General features: G+C 61.2%; 21 protein-coding genes. 6 read left to right on the top strand and 15 right to left on the bottom strand.

From position 1 onward, the window contains the following. The first annotated feature begins 98 nt into the window (after positions 1–98). The gene (locus tag BLQ92_RS32765) at positions 99–338 is read left to right on the top strand and encodes a hypothetical protein (protein ID WP_090692531.1); all 240 of its coding nucleotides are present in this window, start codon (positions 99–101) and stop codon (positions 336–338) included. 146 nt (positions 339–484) lie between these two features. After that, positions 485–823, top strand: coding sequence for an L-rhamnose mutarotase (locus BLQ92_RS32760; RefSeq protein WP_090692526.1), 339 nt, complete (start codon positions 485–487; stop codon positions 821–823). A 112-nt stretch (positions 824–935) separates the two neighbouring features. Here BLQ92_RS32760 and BLQ92_RS32755 read toward each other — a convergent pair whose 3' ends face one another. The 10 genes from BLQ92_RS32755 to BLQ92_RS32710 form a co-directional block, all read right to left on the bottom strand. Next, positions 936–1,886 carry an NAD-dependent epimerase/dehydratase family protein gene (locus BLQ92_RS32755; protein ID WP_090692521.1) on the bottom strand — a complete coding sequence of 317 codons (951 nt, stop codon included), beginning with the start codon at positions 1,884–1,886 and terminating at the stop codon, positions 936–938. Then, positions 1,883–2,887 carry a fumarylacetoacetate hydrolase family protein gene (locus tag BLQ92_RS32750; RefSeq protein ID WP_090692518.1) on the bottom strand — a complete coding sequence of 335 codons (1,005 nt, stop codon included), beginning with the start codon at positions 2,885–2,887 and terminating at the stop codon, positions 1,883–1,885. Before BLQ92_RS32750 ends, BLQ92_RS32755 begins: the two co-directional genes overlap by 4 nt. Then, positions 2,884–3,480: a cupin domain-containing protein gene (locus BLQ92_RS32745; RefSeq protein ID WP_090692515.1), complete on the bottom strand. Its 597-nt coding sequence runs from the start codon at positions 3,478–3,480 to the stop codon at positions 2,884–2,886. The genes BLQ92_RS32750 and BLQ92_RS32745 overlap by 4 nt, the downstream gene beginning before the upstream one ends. After that, a complete protein-coding gene (locus BLQ92_RS32740; RefSeq protein ID WP_090692510.1) occupies positions 3,477–4,280 on the bottom strand; it encodes a cyclase family protein in 804 nt (267 codons plus the stop codon). Before BLQ92_RS32740 ends, BLQ92_RS32745 begins: the two co-directional genes overlap by 4 nt. Continuing rightward, entirely contained in the window at positions 4,277–5,467 is a 1,191-nt protein-coding gene (locus BLQ92_RS32735; RefSeq protein WP_090692506.1) for an MFS transporter, read from the bottom strand. The genes BLQ92_RS32740 and BLQ92_RS32735 overlap by 4 nt, the downstream gene beginning before the upstream one ends. Before the next feature lie 15 nt (positions 5,468–5,482). Beyond that, positions 5,483–6,610 (bottom strand): FAD-dependent oxidoreductase, encoded by a 1,128-nt coding sequence (locus BLQ92_RS32730; protein ID WP_090692502.1) that lies wholly within the window; start codon positions 6,608–6,610, stop codon positions 5,483–5,485. 128 nt (positions 6,611–6,738) lie between these two features. Beyond that, positions 6,739–7,140 carry a Rieske (2Fe-2S) protein gene (locus BLQ92_RS32725; RefSeq protein ID WP_090692498.1) on the bottom strand — a complete coding sequence of 134 codons (402 nt, stop codon included), beginning with the start codon at positions 7,138–7,140 and terminating at the stop codon, positions 6,739–6,741. Positions 7,141–7,154: 14 nt separating this feature from the next. Next, positions 7,155–8,108, bottom strand: coding sequence for a VOC family protein (locus BLQ92_RS32720; RefSeq protein WP_090692495.1), 954 nt, complete (start codon positions 8,106–8,108; stop codon positions 7,155–7,157). Between the two features lie 28 nt (positions 8,109–8,136). Next, the gene (locus tag BLQ92_RS32715) at positions 8,137–9,297 is read right to left on the bottom strand and encodes an alpha/beta hydrolase family protein (RefSeq protein ID WP_090692492.1); all 1,161 of its coding nucleotides are present in this window, start codon (positions 9,295–9,297) and stop codon (positions 8,137–8,139) included. 20 nt (positions 9,298–9,317) lie between these two features. Continuing rightward, positions 9,318–10,208, bottom strand: coding sequence for a SphA family protein (locus tag BLQ92_RS32710; protein ID WP_090692487.1), 891 nt, complete (start codon positions 10,206–10,208; stop codon positions 9,318–9,320). 347 nt (positions 10,209–10,555) lie between these two features. Here BLQ92_RS32710 and BLQ92_RS32705 point away from each other — a divergent pair, with 347 nt between their 5' ends. Both BLQ92_RS32705 and BLQ92_RS32700 read left to right on the top strand, forming a co-directional pair. Further along, positions 10,556–11,479, top strand: coding sequence for a LysR family transcriptional regulator (locus BLQ92_RS32705; protein WP_090692484.1), 924 nt, complete (start codon positions 10,556–10,558; stop codon positions 11,477–11,479). Continuing rightward, positions 11,476–12,441, top strand: coding sequence for a LysR family transcriptional regulator (locus BLQ92_RS32700; protein ID WP_090692479.1), 966 nt, complete (start codon positions 11,476–11,478; stop codon positions 12,439–12,441). The genes BLQ92_RS32705 and BLQ92_RS32700 overlap by 4 nt, the downstream gene beginning before the upstream one ends. A gap of 86 nt (positions 12,442–12,527) precedes the next feature. Here the strand turns inward: BLQ92_RS32700 and BLQ92_RS32695 are convergent, their stop codons facing one another. Continuing rightward, the gene (locus BLQ92_RS32695) at positions 12,528–13,259 is read right to left on the bottom strand and encodes an IS6 family transposase (RefSeq protein WP_090692475.1); all 732 of its coding nucleotides are present in this window, start codon (positions 13,257–13,259) and stop codon (positions 12,528–12,530) included. A 114-nt stretch (positions 13,260–13,373) separates the two neighbouring features. Between BLQ92_RS32695 and BLQ92_RS32690 the strand changes: the two genes are divergently transcribed. After that, entirely contained in the window at positions 13,374–13,700 is a 327-nt protein-coding gene (locus tag BLQ92_RS32690; RefSeq protein WP_090692472.1) for a Rieske (2Fe-2S) protein, read from the top strand. Between the two features lie 98 nt (positions 13,701–13,798). On the opposite strand, the gene BLQ92_RS32685 is transcribed toward BLQ92_RS32690, so the two are convergent. The 4 genes from BLQ92_RS32685 to BLQ92_RS32670 form a co-directional block, all read right to left on the bottom strand. Then, the gene (locus BLQ92_RS32685; protein ID WP_090692468.1) at positions 13,799–14,518 is read right to left on the bottom strand and encodes an IS6 family transposase; all 720 of its coding nucleotides are present in this window, start codon (positions 14,516–14,518) and stop codon (positions 13,799–13,801) included. Between the two features lie 117 nt (positions 14,519–14,635). Then, positions 14,636–15,541 carry a tyrosine-type recombinase/integrase gene (locus BLQ92_RS40935; RefSeq protein WP_244896704.1) on the bottom strand — a complete coding sequence of 302 codons (906 nt, stop codon included), beginning with the start codon at positions 15,539–15,541 and terminating at the stop codon, positions 14,636–14,638. A gap of 1,381 nt (positions 15,542–16,922) precedes the next feature. Then, positions 16,923–17,990, bottom strand: coding sequence for a tyrosine-type recombinase/integrase (locus BLQ92_RS32675; RefSeq protein ID WP_090692458.1), 1,068 nt, complete (start codon positions 17,988–17,990; stop codon positions 16,923–16,925). A gap of 441 nt (positions 17,991–18,431) precedes the next feature. Then, positions 18,432–19,466, bottom strand: a complete 1,035-nt coding sequence (locus BLQ92_RS32670) for a DNA-binding protein (RefSeq protein ID WP_176860793.1) — start codon at positions 19,464–19,466, stop codon at positions 18,432–18,434. A gap of 169 nt (positions 19,467–19,635) precedes the next feature. On the opposite strand from BLQ92_RS32670, the gene BLQ92_RS32665 reads away from it, so the two are divergent. After that, positions 19,636–20,811 (top strand): tyrosine-type recombinase/integrase, encoded by a 1,176-nt coding sequence (locus BLQ92_RS32665; RefSeq protein WP_090692455.1) that lies wholly within the window; start codon positions 19,636–19,638, stop codon positions 20,809–20,811. Positions 20,812–21,030: the final 219 nt, after the last annotated feature.

The raw sequence follows: 21,030 nt of genomic DNA, 5'->3' as shown, positions 1-21,030 counted from the left end.
GGCTGCGAGGCGCCCCAGTCACGTGACGGTAAGCGCCAGGAGGTAAGGATGAGCGTCGCACTCAAGGAGTGAATGTGAACGGTCGGGGACAATTGCCAATGGATACTGAAGCGTTCGAACTTACAGTTGTGGAGGCCGAGCAAGTTTTTCGGCTATCCGCGCTACAGAAGGACCTATTGTGGGAGGCGCTATCCCTGTTGATCATCACGCGTGCCCGGGCGCTGGAACTCGCGGTGGAAGTCTGCCGCCGGCAAGGCAACGCGGCTCCCGATGTTCTCGATTTTCACCTTCCCGCCATCATCGAGCTGCAAAGGCAGTTCAGCAGCCAGCATGATTGATTTGACAATGCCGGACGGCTCTGGAAATTCGACGGTATGACGGTGGGCAACTCGCCGGGCTCGCATCAGGGAATGTTTGGTAAATGACGCGCTTAGCCCCCAATCCGTTCGTTGTCGGTTCGAATGTATCGTAAAAGGAAACGGCCATGCGCCACTGTTTTGCCCTGGATTTGAAAGATGATCCGAATCTGATTGCGCGTTACGAGGCGCTTCACCGTCAGGTCTGGCCGGATGTCGTCAGGCACATACGCGAGCATGGAGTCTTGAGTATGAAGATCTATCGCTTGGGGACGCGACTACTCATGATCATGGAAACGGACGACGCCATATTCGATGCCGACAGAATGGCCCGTGCCGCAGAGACCGATGCGGCAGTTCGACAGTGGGAGGATCTCATGTGGAGGTTCCAGGCTCCCACGCCGTGGACCCCAACCGGACAGAAGTGGATGCCGATGCAGCGAATATTCGACCTGCGGGAGTTCTAACGGGTGGTTTAACAAAGACTGCTCTGTATGCGGAAGTTGCAGCCCTGCGATGGACAACGTCAGGTGCCTTGCGTATCACCTTGCCGTCACGGTTGTCGAGCCCACCTTCATTTCATTCATCGGCCAGCGCGTTCTCAACGAGCGCATCCACGGTACCGTCGTGCTGAAATCCAGCAGCACTCGCACGCTCATCAATCAGTGGCGGTTGACATCCAAACAGTCTTTCGATCGCCTGCACGGGCGCGTACTCGATCTGCGCTGATCCGAAACGGCGCACCAGCGCATCGACCACCGCATCAACCTTCAAATGCAGCATTGGGGGCACCCAGACACGTTCGGCATGCAGGCCCTCCGCGGCAAGGCGAGCGGCGTGCAGAAGGTTATCCACACAGCGGACGCAGGACATCCACCATGCACTGGCCGATGGCGACACCGGACAGGTGTAGGCTTGACCAAGTTGTGCCGCGCGGAAGATGGCACTCATGAAAGCCGAACCGTGCCCGGTGGACAGACCCGGGCGCGCCACAATGCCAGGCAGACGCAACGAACGCCCATCCAGCTTTCGGTGACGCGTCCAGTCCGCCAGAATCAGTTCGCCGATCAGCTTGTGCACGCCGTAGCTGATCGTCGGCCGGACCATCGTGTGCTCGTCCATTTGTGGAGGCAACTGCGTGCCATAGACAGCCACGCTGCTGGCAAAAACGACCCGCGCCAGGCGTCCATGCCGCGTTGTCTGTTGCGCGAGGTTCTCGAACAGTGCAACCGTCCCCTGCAAATTGATACGATTGCCCAAGGCAGGGTCCGCTTCCGCCTGTGCACCCGGTACACTGGCCAGATGAAACACGAGATCGACCGGCTTCGACAACAACGCCTCGAGAGTCTCGTGGCATCCAAAATCGCCGTTGATTGCCGTCACGCGCGTATCGGCAAACACCGTATCGAATTGCTTGTCGACTAACAGCAGTTCCGAAATATCGCCAGCTTGGACGACACCTTCGCGCAGCAGTCGCCGAACCAAGGCCGTACCAACAAATCCATTGGCGCCAGTCACCATTATTCTCATGGGCGAACCTCTTCGGCATCCGCCGGGCGTGCCTGTACGACACGCTGATCGATCGCGCCGAATGGCGTTTCACCTTCTGCGTTACGAGCCGTCATGCTGACCCGGTCGCCGAAATGCATGAAGCCGGTTTTTACCTGCCCTTCGTCCAGAATCTCAATGACCCGCCGCTCGGCGATACAGGCCGATCCTGCCGTGCGAGCCACATTCGACACGGTGCCAGACCCGATGATGGTTCCGGCGGCCAGCCGCCGAGTGCGCGCAGCGTGCGCAATGAGATCGCCAAAACTGAAATTCATCTCACTGCCGCATGGGTGGCCGAACCAGCGGCCGTTCCAGTCCACGTGCAGGCGTAAATGCACGCGGGCGTCGCGCCACGCGGTTCCCAATCCGTCTGGCGTGAGCGCCACAGGTGCGAAGCTGGTAGACGGTTTGGCTTGCAGAAACCCAAAGCCGCTCTTCATTTCCCGCGGTCCAAACCCGCGCAGGCTCCAGTCGTTGATCTGCACGACGAGGCGAATATGCTTGATTGCGTCGGTCGCCGATACACCCATCGGCACAGCGTCGACTATCACGCCGAACTCGCCTTCGAAGTCGATGCCGTCGCGCTCGTCCGGCAGTGGGACGTCGTCGGTCGGACCGAGGAAGTCGTCGCTCGCGCCCTGGTACATGACCGGCACGGTGTCGAATTCGGGAATAGGCGGCGTGCTGAATGCACGCTCCATCAAGCGGCCGTGACTCAGGAATGCAGAGCCATCGCACCATTGGGGACCGCGCGGCAACGGCGCGGCGCACATTCTTGAGTCGAACGCGAATGCGTCAGCCGCACGCCCGGCGTTCAGCTCTTCATAGCGTGCCTGCAATTGCCGCGCGACCTGCGGCCACCGTTCGATCGCTTCGAGCAAGGTTCCAGCAATGCCCGTTGCTTCCACGGCATGACGAAGATCACGCGAGACGACGAGCAAAGCGCCGTCGCGCTGACCACGCAAAGTGGCGAATTTCATCGTGTTTGCGCCTCCACCGGCAGGTTGAGCGCAGCGGCAATCGCGCTGTCATAAGTACCGCCGACCAGCACGAACAACATGCGGCACACGCGGTTCGAGCGGTTGGCCCACGCGTGATTGGTGCCGCGCTGGATCACGATGCTCCCCGGCGCGAGCGCCACTTCCCCATCGTCGAGAATCAACGTCATTTCGCCGTCGATCACGACGCCATAATCAATCGACTCCGTGCGATGCATCAACGGATGCGGCGAGTCCCCCTGCACTGTCGATACATTCGCATTGCCTGTCTCGCTGAACGCAGCGTGCATCCTGGAGGCGCCGTCAGTGAGAAACTCCTGGGTGTCCGGAGGAATATCGACAAAGCGCAAACGCGTCCCCTGTTTCGGCGGCGGCAGCATCAAGGGCCCGGCAGTCGGGTCCGGCCCGTTGTCCACATGAGCCGGGCTGCCTGCCGTCGACCACACCTCATGAAAGATCGTGCCGGGAATAGCCTGGATTTCGACTACGGTCTGCAACGGACCGTCCGACGTGACGAGCGCGCGTCCGCGCGAGTCGTGGCCCGTGACGACACGGCGAATTGGCGGCAAGCTCATGCGTGCACCTCATCGAAAATTGCAACAGCGCGAGTCCAGCCGGCCGACGCGCCCCGAATCTTGTGGGGAAAGCAGCTAATGGTGAAGCCGTGCGGCGGCAGCGCTTCGAGGTTGTGCAGCTTCTCGAGATGGCAATAGCCGATGTCGCGGCCCGCCTTGTGGCCTTCCCAGATCAGCGAGATGTCACCGGTCTCGGCGATCTTCTTCGCCGTGTACGAAAAAGGCGCGTCCCAGCTCCATGCGTCGGTGCCGGTCAGTCGCACACCGCGCTCAAGCAGGTACATGGTGGCCTCGTAGCCCATTCCGCAACCCGCATTGACATAGTCACCCTGTCCGTAGCGTGAGCCGGCGCGCGTGTTCACGACGACGATGTCGAGCGGTTCGAGTCGATGGCCGATCCTTGCGAGTTCGGTTTCAACATCGGCAGCGGTCGCAACGTAGCCGTCCGGGAAATGTCGAAAATCGAGTTTGACACCCGGTTGAAAACACCATTCGAGCGGTACCTCGTCAATGGTTGTCGACGCTTTCGGGTCACCGAGACTCGCATCCATCGTCGAATGGAAATGCCAGGGCGCGTCGAGGTGCGTGCCGCTGTGCGTCGTCAACGTGACCCATTCGGCCGCGGCCGCTTCACCGTCGGGGAAGTCTTCCACCTTCGTTCCCGGCAGCATCGCCATGAATTCGCGCACGGTGTCGGCGTGTTTCTGATAGGTGATCTTCGGCGCGAGCGGCGGAGGATCGGAGAGCACATCGTTCTCGAGGTAAATGGAAAGATCGATAAAACTGCGATTCGGCTTCATTCGGAAACTCCTGCGAGGCGTGCACCTGGGGCAAGCCGTGAAAAACAGACGATTGCGACCGCCGCGATTGCCACGGCTGCCGCGCCGAGGCTGCCGTAACCAAACTGCTTGACGAGCGTGCCGCCAAGAATCGGGCCGATGGCGGCGCCCGTCATGAGCATGGCGGGTGTCGCCGCGACCGCACGCCCGGTCCTGTCGAGGCGCGCGAGGATGCCGAACGCAAAAGTGTGCGTGAAGATCATCACCGCCGCAAAGACCGCGGTAGCAGCCGCATAGGGCGCGAAGGTGCCGCTCTGCGTGAGCGTCAGCGCGATGACGGCCTGCGCCAGTGCCCCGCCCTGCACCACTCGCACGCCCGGCAAGCGCGCTTCGAGCAAGCCAGCGAGCGGCGCGGGGATCAGGTTGACCAGACCAAGAGCAATGAGCACACCCGTCACAGCGGAGAAGCCAAAGCCTCGATCGAGCCCGATGCGCTGCACGAAAGCGAACACCATGGCTTGCGTGAGTCCCATGCAGGCGACGCCGAGCATGCCGAACCAGACCGCGCGATCGAGCGGCGACTCGGCTCTCGTTGCGCCTGCATCACGCGAGCCGGTCGTCGGGAAAGCTACCGCTGACATCAGCGCGGCGACGGCCATCACGCTGGCGAACACGTCGAAAAGCGCCTTGCCGCCCTTGGCCGCGATCAACACCGGCGTGGCGCCGAGGAAAGCGACTGCAAAACATCCCAACGACAAGCCGGCGATTGCGAACAGGCGATGCGGGTTCAGACTGCGCCCAATCGCTCCGTGCGTGACGCTCAGGCTGCTGCCGACGGCGAGCCCGGCGGCAAGATGCAGACCGGCCGTCAACTCATAGCGATCGATTGCCGCGGTGACGGCAAACGCAACGGCTGCGACAGCGAAGCCCGCCGGAGCGATAAGACGGGCCTGCAAACGGTTCAGGCGGGGCGACAGAAAAACGCTGCTCGCGACCGCGCCGGCCAGAAATAGCGTGGCCAGCAAACCGGCCTGCTGCGGATCGAGATGATAGTCGCCGATCAGTGTGCCGACCCAGACAGGCAGCGCGACGAGGTCCACCATGCCGGCGCAGTGCGCAACGAGCAGCGCCAGCACGCCAAATCCTCCATATCGCGTACCCGCGTGAGCGCCGGCTTGCGCGGCATCCGCTGTGATGTTCTGTGCCATTGTTCGTTCTCCGTCTCAGATCGGCTGGGCCAGACTCATCAGCGTCTCGCGCATGATCTGCGCGTGTTCTGCCTTGTCGCCGCCGCAAATCTCGATTTCACCGAGCCGGCCGGAGTTCTCTACGACGATGCGGCAGCGTTCCCAACGCCGCGCCTGGTAGGCAAGCAAGGCCGCTTCGAGTGTCGCGCCCCGGCCGAGTTCTTCGGCGAGCACGATGCCGTCCTCGACGCCAATGCCCGCTCCCGCAGCCATATGAGGTGTCGTCGCATGTACCGCATCGCCGACGAGCACCACGCGCCCCGCAAACCACGGCTGCGGCACGAGCAGCCGTTCCAGGGGCCGGTAGATGACCGTCGAATGCGAGCCGATCTGATCGCGCACTGCCTGCACCAGCGGCGCGCTGAAAGACGCCAGCAGCTCGCGCAACATCTCCGGCCAGCGCTCAGGATCGACGCGCTCGTTGGTCGGACGATCCTCGGTAACGAAGACGTACATCTCGTCGTGTGAAACCGGATTCACGCCGGCCTTGACCTTGTGTCCCATCCACATCGTCGCGCAGGTGATCTCAGCCGGGCGCGGCACGACGGCCCGCCATATCCCTTGCCCCGTATACCGCGGCTGGGGCGAGTCGGGCAGCACCGCCTGGCGTACTTTCGAGTACAGGCCATCGGCGCCGACCACGAGGTCATACGTGGCCCGCGTGCCGTCTGTCAGTGTGACCTCGACGCCATCGTCCCGCTGCACGATTTGAGAGAACGTGCAGCCCAGGCGCACGTGCACACCCGACGCTCTTGTCGCCTCGGCAAGAATGTCGGCCAGTATCGGCCGCATGATCGCGCCACCGCCCGGAACGTCCGGTCCCGCCACCCGAGGTGTCGGCAGTTGTCCCAGCGGTGTGCCAGTCGATGTGAAGAGATTCACGCCGTCGCCACAGTAGCCGCGCTCCATCACCGCATCGACCACGCCGATCGTCTGCAACGCGCGCAGCGTCGGGCCGCCGATGCTGATGCCGGCGCCATAGGCGCGCCACTCGCGGTCGATCTCCGCGAGATCGACCTTCAGCCCCTGCTTTGCGCATTGAATCGCGGTGGCCATACCGGAAAAGCCGCCTCCGACTATGAGGACATGCCGAACGGAAGTCATGCTGAAGTCTCCTGATTTCATCTGGCACCCGCGATCTTGATACGCAGGAGCGTTGTCTGTTTTTAAGCGGTGCGCGCAAGGATGCCGATCCTCATTGGCCCGCGCACTTTTTGCCCAAGCGATGTGCGCTATGTTTCGCCCGCGTTTTCGTCTTCGCCGTGCTGCGGTGCTGAACCCAACGGCATCAAGACGCATACGTCCCCGTCTTCCGTCACTGCCGTATCGAGCCGCGTCAACCGTTGACCTAAGCACGGTCCCACCAGGCACTCACCGGTCGCAATGTCGAACTGCGCCCCGTGCGCGTGGCAGACGATGCGGGTGCCGTCGCCGTTCAGGTATTCGTCCTTGCGCCACGCCATCGGCGTGCTGCCGTAATGCGGACACGCGTTCAGATATGCAAAGACCTCATCGCCACGGCGAACGATCAGCAACGTATCGCCCCCCTGCCCAGCAGGATCACAACCACGCGACCCGGGGTCGTCGAGGTCATCGAGTCGGGCGACGCGAATCGCCTGCGCGGCCATTGACATGATGGCGCTTCGCGTTAACCAGCGGTTTTCGACGGGGCAGCTGGAGGTCCGCCAGGCGCCCATTTCTCGCGATGCTGGAACAGGAACAACTGCGAAGCGTCCGCACCCATCGGCGCCGCGCGCGCGGTCCAGTCATCGTCGTGAAGGTCCATGTCCGCGTCGTACTCGACGTGGCAACCCAACGGGCTATTGAAGTACCAGAACCAGTTCGATCCGAACCGGTGGCGCCCCGGCCCCCAGAATGACTGATAACCCTTCTCCACGAAGCGCGTGCCGGCTTGCATGACCTCGGTCGGTCCGCCCATATGGAAAGTGAAGTGCTCGCAGCCTTTCATGAACGGTGGCGTCTGGATCATGAACAGCGTGTGATGATCGAGCGTGCCGGCCGGCCGTAGAAACGGTCCAACACCGGTGAAACGGTCCGAGCAGCGAAAACCCAGGCGTTCGACGTAGAACGCCTCCGCCTTGCCGGCGTCGGGTACGAAATAAACGACATGCGAAAGCGAGCGAGGCGTGAGATCCGTGTCGTCGTTCACGGCGACCATGTTCGGTGCTCGCTGCGCCGCTGCGCCCGGTGCATTAACTGTCTCAGCGGGCAGAGCGAGCGAACGTCTAACGGTGATCTGGAAGCCGAGAACAAAACCCATGTCGTCGACCGATTCGATCGAGCCGTCCGCGAGTTGCCGTACTTCACGGTCGCGTTGCAGTTCGGCCGCGATGGCCTGCAGCGCTGCGGCGTCGGCCACGCCATACGTTGTCTTGCGCAGCATGCTCCCAGTGGCGAGCGCGGGAGGCAACTCCGGGTCATCGGCGCGCCGGATTTCGATCGCGGTGCCGTCGAGCGCTTCGAAGCGGCCGCCGGTCTCATCGGCATGGACTGGCGCGAGGCCGTAGTCGAGAAGGTACTGGTTGCAGCTTGCTACGTCGTCCACGCCGAAGACGAGCGTATCGGGTCCGATGATATTCATGAGCTCGATTTCAAGTTAAATGAAGTAGTCAGAAAGCGGTATGCCCGCCGAGGATTTCGGCCACCCAGTCGGCGATGTAGTGACCTGCGTTGATCGAGTTGTCGAAGCTGGAGTGCTGGACTCCGCCTTCCCGATCGGTAAAGATCTTCAGTTCGCGCTTCGGACTGTTCACGAGCTGTTCGTAGGTGCGATGCGCCCACGCCACGGGAATCTGCGAATCCTTCTCACCGTGCGTCACCAGAAATGGCACCTGGATGCGATCGAGCACGCCGTCGAGATGAACGTTTTCCGCGATCTGCATGAACTCGTCGACGTCCTTCGCGCCCCACACCCAGCAGACGTGTTTCCAGTAGTGCGGCACCGGGAAATTGCCTTCGCGCTGCAGGCGCTTTTTCTGCACGTCGCGCCAGTCGTGATTCGCACCCCACACGACACCGCATGCGAAACGCGGCTCGAAAGCCAGTGCACGCGGGCAGTAGTAGCCGCCCAGCGAGACGCCTTCCATGCCGATGCGCTTGTGATCGACGTCGTCGCGCGTCTCGAGCCAGTCCACGATCCTGCTTGCCCACGACTCGGAGTTGTACACCGCATGCAGGCCGTCCAGACGCAGCGCTTCGCCGGTGCCCGGTTGATCCACGATCAACGACGACACCCCGCGCGCCGCCAGCCATGCTGGCAACCCGACGAGGTATTTCATTTCCTTCGTCGAATCCAGGCCATTTACCTGCACGAGCAACGGGCTACGAGCGCCTGCCCCCTTCGCCTTCACGAGCAAGCCGGAAAGGTGGCTCTCGCCGTACGGAATCTTCACGCGCTCGCAGTCCTCGCCGAGCAGCCCGACGCCCTTTGTGAACGTATCGAGTGAGCGCCGATACAGATCGATGCGCCCCGGCGCGTCATGCGCCTGCAGCCGTTCGCAGGTGATCAGATAGATGGCCGCGCGCTTGAACTTTTCACCGGCCGACAACAGCCTGCCCTTCGCCTCGTCCTCGCTCGCGAGCTCGCAAAGACGATCGGCCATGCTCGACCATGCCTGCCTGAAGGCGCGGGTTCCTTCCGCATCGGGCTGCTTCGCGGCCTCCTGCAACGGCGCGCACATGACCTCGATTTCGCCGATGCGCGCGCCCATCTCGATCGCGAGATCGACGGAGAGGTTCCAGACGTAATTCGTGGGAAAGTAACGAAACATGCAAATCCTTCGGACTGTGATTAGTTGCCGGCAGCAGGTCCGGGCGGTTTCGCCCACAACGGGATCGCGATGTTCAGCCAGATCGCGTTGCTCTTCGACGTGTTTGCCGCATAGAGGCCCTGCTGATAGTTGAGGTTGATATTGAACGCCCCGCCGTCGTACGCGATTGACGGCCCGAGTGCGAGCGTCTTCGCCCGGTTGTTGGCGATCGCCGAACCGTTCTGGCGATCGTCGGAAAACTGGTTCAGGTACGCACCGACGAGGCCGAGCTTCCACTTGCCGACATTCCACCCGGCCTCGAATTCGCTCACACTCGCCGTGCCGGACCGGTAACCCGTGTCGCCGTTTTCGCGATTGATCAGCAAGCGGTTGGCGAGGCCCACGTCGATACCGTTCGGCGCGTTGTAGCGCAGCGAAAGCACCGGTTGCAGGGACGTATAGCCCACAGCAACGCTCGCCTTCGTCGGGCTATAGGAACCTGTCTCGAATGCAATATCGAAACCGCTGGTGAACGTCAAATTCTGCGCGAGCTTCCAGCTCAGAATGACAGGCGACAGCGTGATGTTCGAAAGACCGTTCTGCGTATCCTTCTGCCCGAACACATTCGTATGCAGCGAGACGAACGGCAGCACCAGCTGCGAATACACATTGGCGCCCAGCACGGTAAACGGGTATGAGGCGAGCAGACGCGTCGTCGCCGAGAATACGGAGGTACGGAACGGAATGGGCAGCTTCTCGCCGTTGTTGCCGTACAGCCCATTGGAGAAGCTGTAATTGAACTGCTCGAGGGCGAACAGTCCGGGTATCGGCGGCATCTCCGCGATGTTCGTGCCCACGGCGCCCGCCGGATAGGGGGAAACCCCGCCTTCGAATGCACAGGCGTTCTTCGATGCCAGCGCGACCAGCATCATGCAGCCTACGGAAGCGGCGGCAGCCGCAGCAAATCCTCTACGCAATTTCGTCTCCTCATCGCCGACGCCTCGTTGGGCATTTCGGACATGTCTCTTATCGTTTAATGAATGCAGCGAAACACCGATACGGCGGCGCCGGCGCTGCAAGCGGCCCCGATGCACGTAGTTGAATTCAATCGTCTCAGGATGGGCTTTAGATTAAGATGCGCTCGTGTAACACTCAAATGGATTTCATCCATTTGATGTATGGGCGGCCTGAATACTTTTGGGGGAAACCCTAATGCCGGCTCATGCTGCTGCGCACGGGTACCCGCATTGGGATGCGAAATTGAACGGAGACGGCGCGCATGCGCTTCAACAAGCTTGATCTGAATCTGCTCGTGGCGCTCGATGCTTTACTGACTGAAGAAAGTATCAGCCGGGCAGCCGAGAAAATTCACCTGAGCCAGTCCGCCATGAGCAACGCGCTTGCGCGGCTGCGCGAATACTTCGACGACGAGTTGCTTGTGCAGGTCGGACGCAAGATGGAGCCGACCTCACGCGCCGAAGCGCTGAAAGACGCCGTGCGTGACATCCTCGTTCGGGTCGACGCGACAGTGGCGGCTCAGCCCGAGTACGTTCCCTCGCAATCGAACCGGCTTTTCCGGATGCTGGTATCCGACTACACGATGATGACGCTCATGCCCCACGTGCTGGAGCTCGCCTATCGGCAGGCGCCGGATGTGCGCTTCGATTTACGGCCTCAGGTCTCCAACCCGCAACGCGTACTCGAGCGCGGCGACGCGGACCTGCTGATCATTCCCAAGGACTTTTGCTCGACGGAACATCCGTCGGAAATGTTGCTTGAAGAATCGTTCTGTTGCGTATTGTGGGAGCAAAGCAAACTCGCACACGGCGACATGACTGCTGAACGCTACATTGCAGCCGGCCACGTGGTCGTGCATCCCGGCGACGGCATTGCGCTCGAAGACTCGTTCATGCAACGACTTGGCATCATTCGGCGCGTCGAGGCGAGCACATTCAGTTTTCTGTCTCCTGCGCAACTCGTTGTGGGGACACACCGTATCGCGACGATGCATGTCCGGCTCGCAAGACAAGCCGCGCGCGCCTTGCCGATCACCATCCGAGATATACCGGTGGCGATGCCAAAGATGGAGCAGTGCGTTCAATGGCACAAACATCGCACGTCCGACCAGGGCATCGCGTGGATGCGCACACTTCTCAAAGAGGCGGCTCTCACGATGGACCGCGCGTCGGACGCAGCGAAATGAAAACTGTCACAAGCAGAAATTGCAGCGCGAGCACGAAAGTCGACGTCCGTCATGTCACCGATACGCTGTCCATTCTAGACCCGCGATGGCTGGTGTTCGTGCGCGTGGCGGACCTGGGCAGTCTCAGCAAAGCCGCCATCGCTCTCGACATGCCGCAGTCTCTAGTCAGCCGAAACATTGCGCTGCTGGAGCAGCAATGCGGTGAGCGGCTCTTTCGCCGCACCGGCCGTGGCGTCGTACTCACCGCGTTCGGCGAATACGTGCTGCCGCGCGTCTCCCATCTCGCTGAAGAGGCAGACGCGCTTGCCGACGACATTCGCAACTCGCGCGGACAACCGACTGGCGAGGTGCTGGTGGGATTGCTGCCGTCGGCTGTCGATCAACTCGCCGGGCCATTGTTCGCGTCAGTGAAAAAGGAACTGCCCGCTGTCAGGCTTCACCTTGTCGAAGGCGCGAGCGCCCAGCTCGAGGAGCAGCTCCACGAAGGCCGCCTCGACATGGCCGTGGTCCTGCGCGAGGACGAGGCGAGCATCAGGGACGCTTATGTGCTTGCCAGGGTTCCGCTCAATCTCGTAGGCCGTCGCGAAGCGCCCCTGGTCGGCGGGACGGACGTACCACTCGCTGGACTTTCCGGCATACCGCTCGTTGTGCCGGGCCGTCCTCATCCGTTACGCGGACGTCTCGATCGGCTGGCTATCGAGCACTCGCTGACGCTGCAAGTGGCCGTCGAAGTCGATTCGGTGCGTTTGCAGTACGAGATTGTCGCAGCAGGCGGCGGTTACACGATTGCCTCGGTGCTGCCGGGCCGGCTCGATCCACGCCTGGCCTCTTCGCGAATAGTCAGCCCCATGCTGGAACGCTTCGTGGTGCTCGTGGACACGCCACGCCGTCCGCACACGCGAGCCACTCGTGCGGTTCGACGTTTGATAGAGCGCCTCGATGCATTTGCGCAGGACATCTGATCCTGTTATCGACAGAATGGATAACGGCACTGTCAAGTTGACGACAAGAAGCCGACCAGATCGAGATCGCGGAGGAGTCCTGCTGATTATGAAACGAGATTGATCAAGCCGGTCGCGCTCCAACGATACCAACTGGCAATGCGCTCATTCAGAAGGGTTCGGTGAGCCGCAGCGTGCATGCGATGGCGGGGTAACGCGAAGTGTTGCCGGATCGGACCGAAGCGGGAAAGGAAAGCCTGGGTGCGCCGCGGATCACGAAAACCCTGCATCTGGCGCTCACGTCGGCGCGTGGGCTGGTGACTGTTTTCTGCACGGTTGTTGACCCGCGCACAGGCCTTCACGAACACATGCTTCACCCCGGCCAGTTCCGGCACCTCTGCTTTCGCGGCCGGGTAGCTGCGTAGCTGGTCGGTGACGATCTTCCGTGGTACCGGGTTTGAGCGCAGGATCCGCCTGAAGAAACGCTTCGCCGCAGTCTTGTCGCGGTGCTTCTGCAGAAGCACGTCGAGCTCCATGCCGTGCTCATCCACGGCGCGCCACAACACGTACGGCTTACCTCGCAGCTTCACGAACAGTTCATCAAGATGCCACGTTGTGCCCGGCCTGCGGCGCACGGCTTTCGCGCAATGGGCAAATCGCACACCGAAGCGGTCACACCAGTGACGCACCGATTCGTATGTCACGGTCACGCCGCGCTCAAGCAGCAGCTCCTCGATGTCGCGCAGGCTCAGGTTGAAGCGGTGATACCAGCGCACTGCACAGCTGATGATTGCCGCCGGGAAGCGGTAGCCGTGGAAAGGGGATCGGGTCGTTGTCATCTCCACATTCTATCCGCCGCACCTATCAATTTGACATTGCCTTTCGGGCGCCTATCCCGCCGACGTTCTTGTGGAAGTCATGCTCGAATCGATTGGGGATTGAACGGGAACGAAATGTCACACCCTATCCCGATTGATCCTGTCGATGAACTGCCGCCCGGGAAACGCAAAATTGTCTTCGTCAATGGTCGCAGCATTGTCATCTTCAATATCGAAGGTACCGTTTACGCCATCGATAATTCGTGCCCTCACAACGGCGCGTCGCTGGCGTCCGGTCACCTTGACGGCCACCTATTGCAGTGCCCGGCACACGGTTTACGTTTCGATCTGACGACAGGTTGCACGCATGGAGCCGGTAGCTTGTGTCTGACGACTTTCCCCGTGCGAGCGGCTGATAGCGGAGTCGTTGCTGAAGTCGATTTTCAGCTTCCGAAAATTTAGGGAGTACCGCGACGACGATTTCAGGCATCGGCTTGATACATCGACGGCTCTGGTGCAAATTTCAGCGGCGAGCGAAAACCGACGTATTCGCCGCTACCTCAGCGAGCGGAAAGGACTGCCCTCCAGACGGCGGGCGCCGTGGTATCTTTGAGGCGCAGGTTCGTGAGATCGAACTGAGCTTTGCGAATGCGATGCGTCAGTTCGATGCCCGAGATCGTGACGGCCGCGTTCCGGAAATTTTTGAAACAGAGCATCGCGTTGACCCCGGACTTGATGTTGCGATGATCCTGCTCGATCAAGTTGTTCAGGTACTTTGAGGATCGCAACGTCGTCTCCTTGGGCAGTAACTCATTGGTCTTCATTTCACGCACGGCGCGATGAGACGCCGCGTAGCCGTCCAGCGTGATCGACTTTGGACTGTGGTCCTGGTTCCTGATCGCCTTCGCGAAGAAGGCTTTGGCTGCAGCCACATCACGCCTGGCGCTGAGCCGGAAATCGACCGTCTTTCCTGCCCGGTCAACTGCGCGGTAAAGATAGGCCCATTTGCCGCGGATCTTCACATAGGTCTCGTCGACTCGCCACGACTGACCGGATGTCATGGCCAGGCGATTCCAGCGTTTGACGAACTCCGGCGTGAAGCGCTTGACCCAGCGCATGATCGTCGTGTGCGCCAGCGTCAGACCGCGCTCAGCCATCATTTCAGTGAGGTCTCGAAAGCTCAGCTTGTAACGGAGGTACCAACGCACGCACAGGACGATCACTTCGCGATCAAAGTGGCAACCGTTGAACAATCCGTCAATGTCTTTTAGCTTGCGCATTGGCTCGTGCTCGTCGAAAACTCGAGCGTAACAGACCGGCGTATCCGAATTGCACCACAACCCTGAAATGAAGGGGTAGATAGCTCGGATTATGTGGAATTAAACGATTTTGGCCACTCAGCGCTTTGGCCGAATCGAACCATCTGGTGCCGGTGTCGCATCCAGGCGTCGAAGAAGGCGTTCGACAGCCTCCTGGTCACCGTCCACCGCATCGCGTTCCTCGTCGGTGAGCGGGATTTCCTGCAGCATCCGAATCATCCCGGCCTTCGATGCAAGCAGCTCGGCACGGGTCGATTCCTTCGGAACGTAGAAGTCGCACCGTGCACAGGCCATGCGGTGCGGACATTGATCAAAGAATTCATACGAACACAATCCGTGGCCCAGGTCGTAGTAGCGCCACGGCTGATCGGTGCTCCGCTCATCTATAGCCTGCCGGTCGATCAGCACCTCCATCATCCTCAGGTTCCGCTGGAAGTACTGCGCTTCCGAGTAAGCTTTTGCCAGCTTCGTGGGCGTGAATGCCACGTAGTGCTGCGTGGTGACTGGGGAGCGATGACCAAGCCAGGCCTGCAGTTCGAACAGGGTCATCGGTTCCCTGGCATTGAAGAGCTGGCTCGCAATGGTCGAGCGTGCGCGGTGGCTGCTAATTTGTCCACGTGCGTCTGCGGCTGGGATGCCTGCCTTCCGGCACAGCGTGGGAATCAGATGCCGGTTCAAGTAGTTATGCGGGATCATTTTCGCTCGATACGAGAACAGGAATTCAACCTGCTCGCCAGTCTTATTGTCGACGGCGAGCGGCTGGACCGGGCGCACTCGTTCCCAAGTCAGGACTGCTTCCCCAACGACGGCGTCGATTGGCTTGGAAAACGCTGTTCCAGTCTTGTGTACCGGAACATCGAGCATCCAGCAGTGCTCACCCAGATTTCCTGCCAACGGTTCCTTCCGCGCGCAGCCAACTCGCAGTCGTACGATTTCGTCGCTACGCAATCCGGCGAAGAGCCATACGATGCTCAATGCCCGCATCATCTCGAGTGGATAGTAACCGCCAGTGCAGCGACGACTCCCATGCAGATTGTCGCTGCCAGAAGCTGCGCTGCCGTGCAGGGGAAGATCACTCAACGTCAGATTCAGCCCCGCCCAGAGAAGCTTGGCCCATAGATCATCGGCAATAGTGCGCGGCGAAGGCCCTATGAGTGATTTCACCGAACGGGGTGTCGCGAACGCGCGAGACGAATCAAAGCGACGCGGTATCCATTCCCACTCTTGAGCATCTGCGAAAAAGCACCGCATCGAATCGAGCAGCGCTTTTTTGGAGCGCGCTGCGATCGGTTTGCCAGATTTGCCGCTCAAAACGGCAGTGTTCCACACATAGTCTCCGACACGCATCCGGTCCACGGCGGCGACATATTCTGCTGCCGTTTCCCGCGTCCACTGATCGGCGCGGGTGATCTCGGGATGCCGGTCTTTCATCCAGCGACCAGCCTTCAGAATCCTGCTTCGAAACTGCCGGCGGCTGGGTGCTGTCAGTGTGCTGGTCGCCTCCCATTGCTCCACCATCGTGACCCAATCCGAGGCAATATTTGCGATCCCCGCCGCATGTATGAATTCCCTGTCAACGGTATCGCGCACCTTGGGCTCATCTAAAACTATCCCTAGCCCCGTCAGGGCGCGTGTCAACAGGAAGAACAGGCAGCTGCGAGGAATCGAGTCGCACCAACGGACACGAGCTTCCTCGATGCGCTCGGCGGTCAGGGATTCAAGGTCCGGCTGTCTGTTCATGAGCAGGAGTTCGGCAACCATGCTCATCAGCAGTTTGTTGGAACTTCGATAACCCCACTTCGCCGCGATATCTGTCACCCGCTTCAACGTCGCAGTAACATGGTCCTTGCCGAAAACCTTTTCTGCCAGGGCAGCCCGTTTCAACCCCTTGAAACAGGAGGTGTCGTTAAGACATTGGAGTAGATAGGCGACGGCGATCAACGCCTCTCGCTCACCACCAGCGCAAGTTATTACGTGGTTGGCCAAGGCAAGCGAACGTTGGCTCGTCCCTATCACCTCGCGCCAGACGGTGTTGTCCCATGCCCAGAATGTAGTCCTTTGCCGCGCACAGTGATGAAGAAGTATCACCTTGACGCGATCGCTACATCCGCCTTCGCTGTCAACCACGGCAAGAGCGTCGTTGATCGGCGTCAGCAACCGCCCGACCCCAGCCAACTCGTCGAGTATCACGCTTGCCTTGCGTTCGGTCCGCGTCGTCCCTGAAAGCCCGTATATCAGTATTCGTTGCTCTGCAGCTGTCAAAGCGCCGCCGCGGTCATAGGCCAGGATTCGCAATGGCCAGGTCCAAGCACGGCGCCGCAGGCTGGCGTCTGAGTGCGCCCGGTAAGAGTTTTGTTCATGACGGTTACTGCCCATCAGTAATAGCCGCCAGGGCTTCCACGCGCCACGCATGGATCTGCCGCATTGTCTTTGCGAACCGATCTGCCAGATCCTGTCCAGACAGATGAATATATTGGCGCGTCGTCTCCAGACTCTGATGGCCAGCAAATCGCGCGATTTCATGCAGTTGCCAGCCCGATCGAGCAAGATCGGTCAGACACAGATGTCGAAGCGTATGAGTAGAAAACGCCGGAACGTCGGCGCGGAGGGCTATGGATCGGACAACCTTGGACCACGTCCACAACGTGATTGGCGCTCCATGATTGCGAGGTGACTCAGACAGGAACAAGGCGTGCCGATCTCGCCCTGGCGGCCGGTGCCGAAGGTAGTCACGCAGCAGTTCTGCTGCCGTCTCCGAATACGGCACGACTCGCTCGCGTCGCCCCTTGGTTGTCTCGGCGCGGACGCGCAGCAATCGGTGCGCTGGATCGAGGTCGCTGCTGCGAAGCCGACACAACTCCTCCCTGCGAAGCGCTGCATCGTAAGCAAATGCCAGCATGCACCTGTTTCGCATCGGTTCTTCGCGAACCGCAGCGAGCAGGGTCGCCCACTGCTCTTCCGTTGGAATCCACGGTAGCTTATGAAATCTCTGGACGAGGCCTCGTTCGCTGCCCGCGCCAAAGCGACTGGATGATGTGTAGCGGCCGCGGCTGACAGGATTGGTCCTGAGTAGTCCTTCATCGATCAGAAACTCGAAGAGCAAACGGACCGCAGTAATACGCTGCTGCAATGTCGCATTCGATAAGAAACCGCCTGAGCCGGTCCGAGTCTCATTGGGCCGCGATCGCCTCGGCCGGGTGCGCATCTCTCCGATATATCGTGCGATGACTTCGTGCGATGTGCCACGCAGGTCAACGCCATGCTCCTGTCCAAACCGTAGGAAGCCTTCGACCGCGTACATGTATGCCGTTATCGTATTTCTTGCCAGGCCGAGCGATGAGCAACTATCTATCCACCGGCGTGCGTAACAGTTTGAAGCGATCAGCGGGTATCGCTCCCAATCCGGTTCGACCAAAGCGCTGTCTGCACCCATGAATCGTTCTCCCGGAAAGCGGGTTGACGGTCGTCCAGTAACGGACAACGTGCAAAAAGCCAAATCGCCTACGCCCCGGGTTATCCACCGGGCTGCTCGCCTCTCGCTATAGAAAAGCGGGCGGCAGCCCCGTGGATAACCCTACGCCAATTCGCGCTTCCATGCCCTACGCCTATGCATTGACCTACCGTAGCACGACTTCAATTCCAAATAACTAAAACTATCCGGGCCTTCATTTTTATCCGCGAAAACGCTATATCCCGCGAGCAGGGCGGCGGGATGCCCGCCCAGCAAGGCGTTGCAGCCAGCGCCGGTGATCCGCCCGCGGTCCGTGATCGCCACCGCGCGGCGCACGCAGGTGTTGTGTTCATGCATTGAAGGAAAAGTAGCAGCATTTCGGAAATAGAAGTCGCATCAGTACTCTGCAGCGCCCCTCCTGCCTCATCCCTTCGCCCCTTTCGATCCGCGTTTCCCGAGAACTGGCGCACCCGGCTTCTTCACGCTTGCGGCTCGGCGCAATGGGCGACCGCGGGGCACCGCTGCGGCGGCCGACCTGGACATCACCGAAAGCTGCTGCCGCAGGCTGCCGATCTCCTCGACGGATGCTCCGCTTGTTGCCTCGGCTGCGGCGAGCCGTCCCTGCAACAACCCGACCTGATGCCTCGCGTCGGCAAGCTGGCTGCGCAGGCGTTCTGCCTCCGCCCGATGGCGCTCGTCGTGCTGCTCGGCGCGACGGACTGCGGCGCCCAGATCCTTCTGCAGGCGGGTGGCCAACGCGCGCTCGTGCTCGATCTCCATCAGGGCACGTTTTTCGGCTGCGCGCAGCCGCTCCTCGGCCCGCTGTGCTTCCTCGCGTAGCTTCGCCAGCTCTCCGGCAAAGTCCGTTCGGGCTTGCGCCAGCGCCACGTCGCGATCATGAATTTCACCCTGCAAGCGCGCGACATCACTGTCCAGCGTGCGGCGCGAGGCGTCGGTGACCGCCAGTGCCTGCTCGAGTTCCGAAATCCTCTGCTGCGCTTGCGCCAGCGTCGCACTGCGCTCATCAAGCGCCGCTTCAGCACGCGCCGTCGCCTCGTTCGCCGCGGTGACCTGAGTCCGGGCTGCCTCCTTCTCCGCGTCCAGTTCGAACCGCAGCTCGGCTAGCGCCGCGTGCGCCGCCGCCGTCGAGCGGCCCCACAGGACGGCCACAAGGTCGCCGGCGGCCGCCTGAACGTCCGGCGGCAGGTCGGGCCGGTCGATCCGCACACGGCTCTTTTCACGGAGGGTCGCCCAGAACTCGGCCAGCACCTCGGTCGGCGTGCCCATGCTGCCTTTGCGCACGAGCTGGTACAGCCGGTTCGCGGTCGGCGTTACACCGAAACGGAAGAACATCAGCGCGCAGACCTCGCGATACAGCTCGCGCGTCTTCGGGAACGCCGCCTTCAGACGCTCGATCTCGGCGGCCAGCGCCGCGTCGGGGGACAGGATGTCACTCATGATTTTTCACCGGGGAAATTTTCTTGCATATTACTACGTAAACCATCACATTTCTAACGCACTCTCTCTTTAATTTTGACATTATCCGTATAATGTTGGAATCGAATAACCGCTATGCGACAATCACCGCGTGACACTGCGCATTCCTCCCGCACCGGTCCCCACGCCCATGAAAACCGCCCTGATCGCACCTCGCCCGCTTGATGCGCTTGAACTGCCCGCCGACCTCGACGGCCGCGATGGGAGCAACCGGGCGCACGGACACTCGCAGATCGCCGCCCGCGACGACCTCAATGCGGTGCGCGCGTGGCTCGCGCGGGTCGCCGACAAGAAGACGACCTTTGAAAACTACCGCAAGGAAGCTGAACGGCTGCTGCTGTGGGCGATCGTGCAACTGGGCAAACCGCTGTCATCGCTTACCCACGAAGACCTGCTCCTGTTCCGGGAATTCCTGAAGGACCCGCAGCCGCATGCCCGATGGGTCGCCGACGGCGGGCGCAAATACCCGCGCCACGACCCACGGTGGCGACCGTTCTACGGTGCCCTGGCTGCGAGCAGCCAGCGTCAGGCGATGATCATTCTCAACGCGCTGTTTGCGTGGCTCGTCCAGGCCGGTTATCTGGCCGGCAATCCGTTGTCGCTATCCCGCCAGCGCAGTCGCCGCGCGAAGCCGCGCATCACGCGCTATCTCGACCGCGAGCTTTGGAACGAAGTGAAGCTCCACATCGACAGCCTGCCGAAGGACACGCCGCGTGAACGGGAGCGCTACCTGCGCGCGCGGTGGCTGTTCACCCTGTTCTATCTTGGCGGCCTGCGCATCTCGGAGGTCAGCGGCAATACGATGGGACGCTTCTTCTGCCTGCGCGGCAGCGACGGCAAGGAGCGCTGGTGGCTCGAGGTGCTGGGCAAGGGCGACAAGGAGGGGCTCGTGCCGGCGTCCGCGGAGATGATGGTGGAACTGGGGCGCTACCGGCGCGAGCGCGGCCTGTCCGCCCTGCCAGCAAGGCATGAGGACACTCCCCTTGTCCTGCCGCTAGGCAAATCCATGAAGCCGCTCACCCGCTCGGCGCTGCACACGATCGTCAAGGCCATCTTTGCGGGCGCGGCCGAACGGCACCGCCTGCGCGGCGACGACTTCGCGGGACAGGCGAATCTGCTCGAGCAGGCCTCCGCTCACTGGATGCGCCACACGGCCGGATCGCACATGGCCGATGTCACGGGCGATCTGCGTATCGTTCGCGACAACCTGCGCCATGCCGATCTGTCGAGCAGCAACCCCTACCTGCACACGCAGGACGAGCAGCGTCACCGCGAAACCGAGGAAAAGCATCGCATCGACTGGTAGGTCTCGCCCGATCGGTGAGTGGCGGGTCCCAGCGATCGGGAAAACCAGTTCGAGCATGAAACGGACAGAGCCGTAGGCAAACAGCAGCGCAAGGGGCAACGCGGCGATGATGAAAACCGGTTTCCACTGGCGCTGGCGTTGCCCGGAGCGCTCAGCGTGCGCGTCATGCGGACGTTGCTCAACCATCCACCGCAGATCACCGCTCGCCATGCTGCCCGT

Origin of the sequence: Paraburkholderia phenazinium (assembly GCF_900100735.1) — a bacterium.
In the GTDB taxonomy this organism is placed as follows: Bacteria; Pseudomonadota; Gammaproteobacteria; order Burkholderiales; family Burkholderiaceae; genus Paraburkholderia; species Paraburkholderia phenazinia.
This window is presented reverse-complemented; position numbering and strand designations above follow the sequence as displayed.

Coding starts and splice junctions, on each gene's coding strand:
- BLQ92_RS32765 (WP_090692531.1), top strand. CDS start 99: ATGGATACTGAAGCGTTCGAACTTACAGTTGTGGAGGCCGAGCAAGTT.
- BLQ92_RS32760 (WP_090692526.1), top strand. CDS start 485: ATGCGCCACTGTTTTGCCCTGGATTTGAAAGATGATCCGAATCTGATT.
- BLQ92_RS32755 (WP_090692521.1), bottom strand. CDS start 1,886: ATGAGAATAATGGTGACTGGCGCCAATGGATTTGTTGGTACGGCCTTG.
- BLQ92_RS32750 (WP_090692518.1), bottom strand. CDS start 2,887: ATGAAATTCGCCACTTTGCGTGGTCAGCGCGACGGCGCTTTGCTCGTC.
- BLQ92_RS32745 (WP_090692515.1), bottom strand. CDS start 3,480: ATGAGCTTGCCGCCAATTCGCCGTGTCGTCACGGGCCACGACTCGCGC.
- BLQ92_RS32740 (WP_090692510.1), bottom strand. CDS start 4,280: ATGAAGCCGAATCGCAGTTTTATCGATCTTTCCATTTACCTCGAGAAC.
- BLQ92_RS32735 (WP_090692506.1), bottom strand. CDS start 5,467: ATGGCACAGAACATCACAGCGGATGCCGCGCAAGCCGGCGCTCACGCG.
- BLQ92_RS32730 (WP_090692502.1), bottom strand. CDS start 6,610: ATGACTTCCGTTCGGCATGTCCTCATAGTCGGAGGCGGCTTTTCCGGT.
- BLQ92_RS32725 (WP_090692498.1), bottom strand. CDS start 7,140: ATGTCAATGGCCGCGCAGGCGATTCGCGTCGCCCGACTCGATGACCTC.
- BLQ92_RS32720 (WP_090692495.1), bottom strand. CDS start 8,108: ATGAATATCATCGGACCCGATACGCTCGTCTTCGGCGTGGACGACGTA.
- BLQ92_RS32715 (WP_090692492.1), bottom strand. CDS start 9,297: ATGTTTCGTTACTTTCCCACGAATTACGTCTGGAACCTCTCCGTCGAT.
- BLQ92_RS32710 (WP_090692487.1), bottom strand. CDS start 10,208: ATGATGCTGGTCGCGCTGGCATCGAAGAACGCCTGTGCATTCGAAGGC.
- BLQ92_RS32705 (WP_090692484.1), top strand. CDS start 10,556: ATGCGCTTCAACAAGCTTGATCTGAATCTGCTCGTGGCGCTCGATGCT.
- BLQ92_RS32700 (WP_090692479.1), top strand. CDS start 11,476: ATGAAAACTGTCACAAGCAGAAATTGCAGCGCGAGCACGAAAGTCGAC.
- BLQ92_RS32695 (WP_090692475.1), bottom strand. CDS start 13,259: ATGACAACGACCCGATCCCCTTTCCACGGCTACCGCTTCCCGGCGGCA.
- BLQ92_RS32690 (WP_090692472.1), top strand. CDS start 13,374: ATGTCACACCCTATCCCGATTGATCCTGTCGATGAACTGCCGCCCGGG.
- BLQ92_RS32685 (WP_090692468.1), bottom strand. CDS start 14,518: ATGCGCAAGCTAAAAGACATTGACGGATTGTTCAACGGTTGCCACTTT.
- BLQ92_RS40935 (WP_244896704.1), bottom strand. CDS start 15,541: ATGCGGGCATTGAGCATCGTATGGCTCTTCGCCGGATTGCGTAGCGAC.
- BLQ92_RS32675 (WP_090692458.1), bottom strand. CDS start 17,990: ATGGGTGCAGACAGCGCTTTGGTCGAACCGGATTGGGAGCGATACCCG.
- BLQ92_RS32670 (WP_176860793.1), bottom strand. CDS start 19,466: ATGAGTGACATCCTGTCCCCCGACGCGGCGCTGGCCGCCGAGATCGAG.
- BLQ92_RS32665 (WP_090692455.1), top strand. CDS start 19,636: ATGAAAACCGCCCTGATCGCACCTCGCCCGCTTGATGCGCTTGAACTG.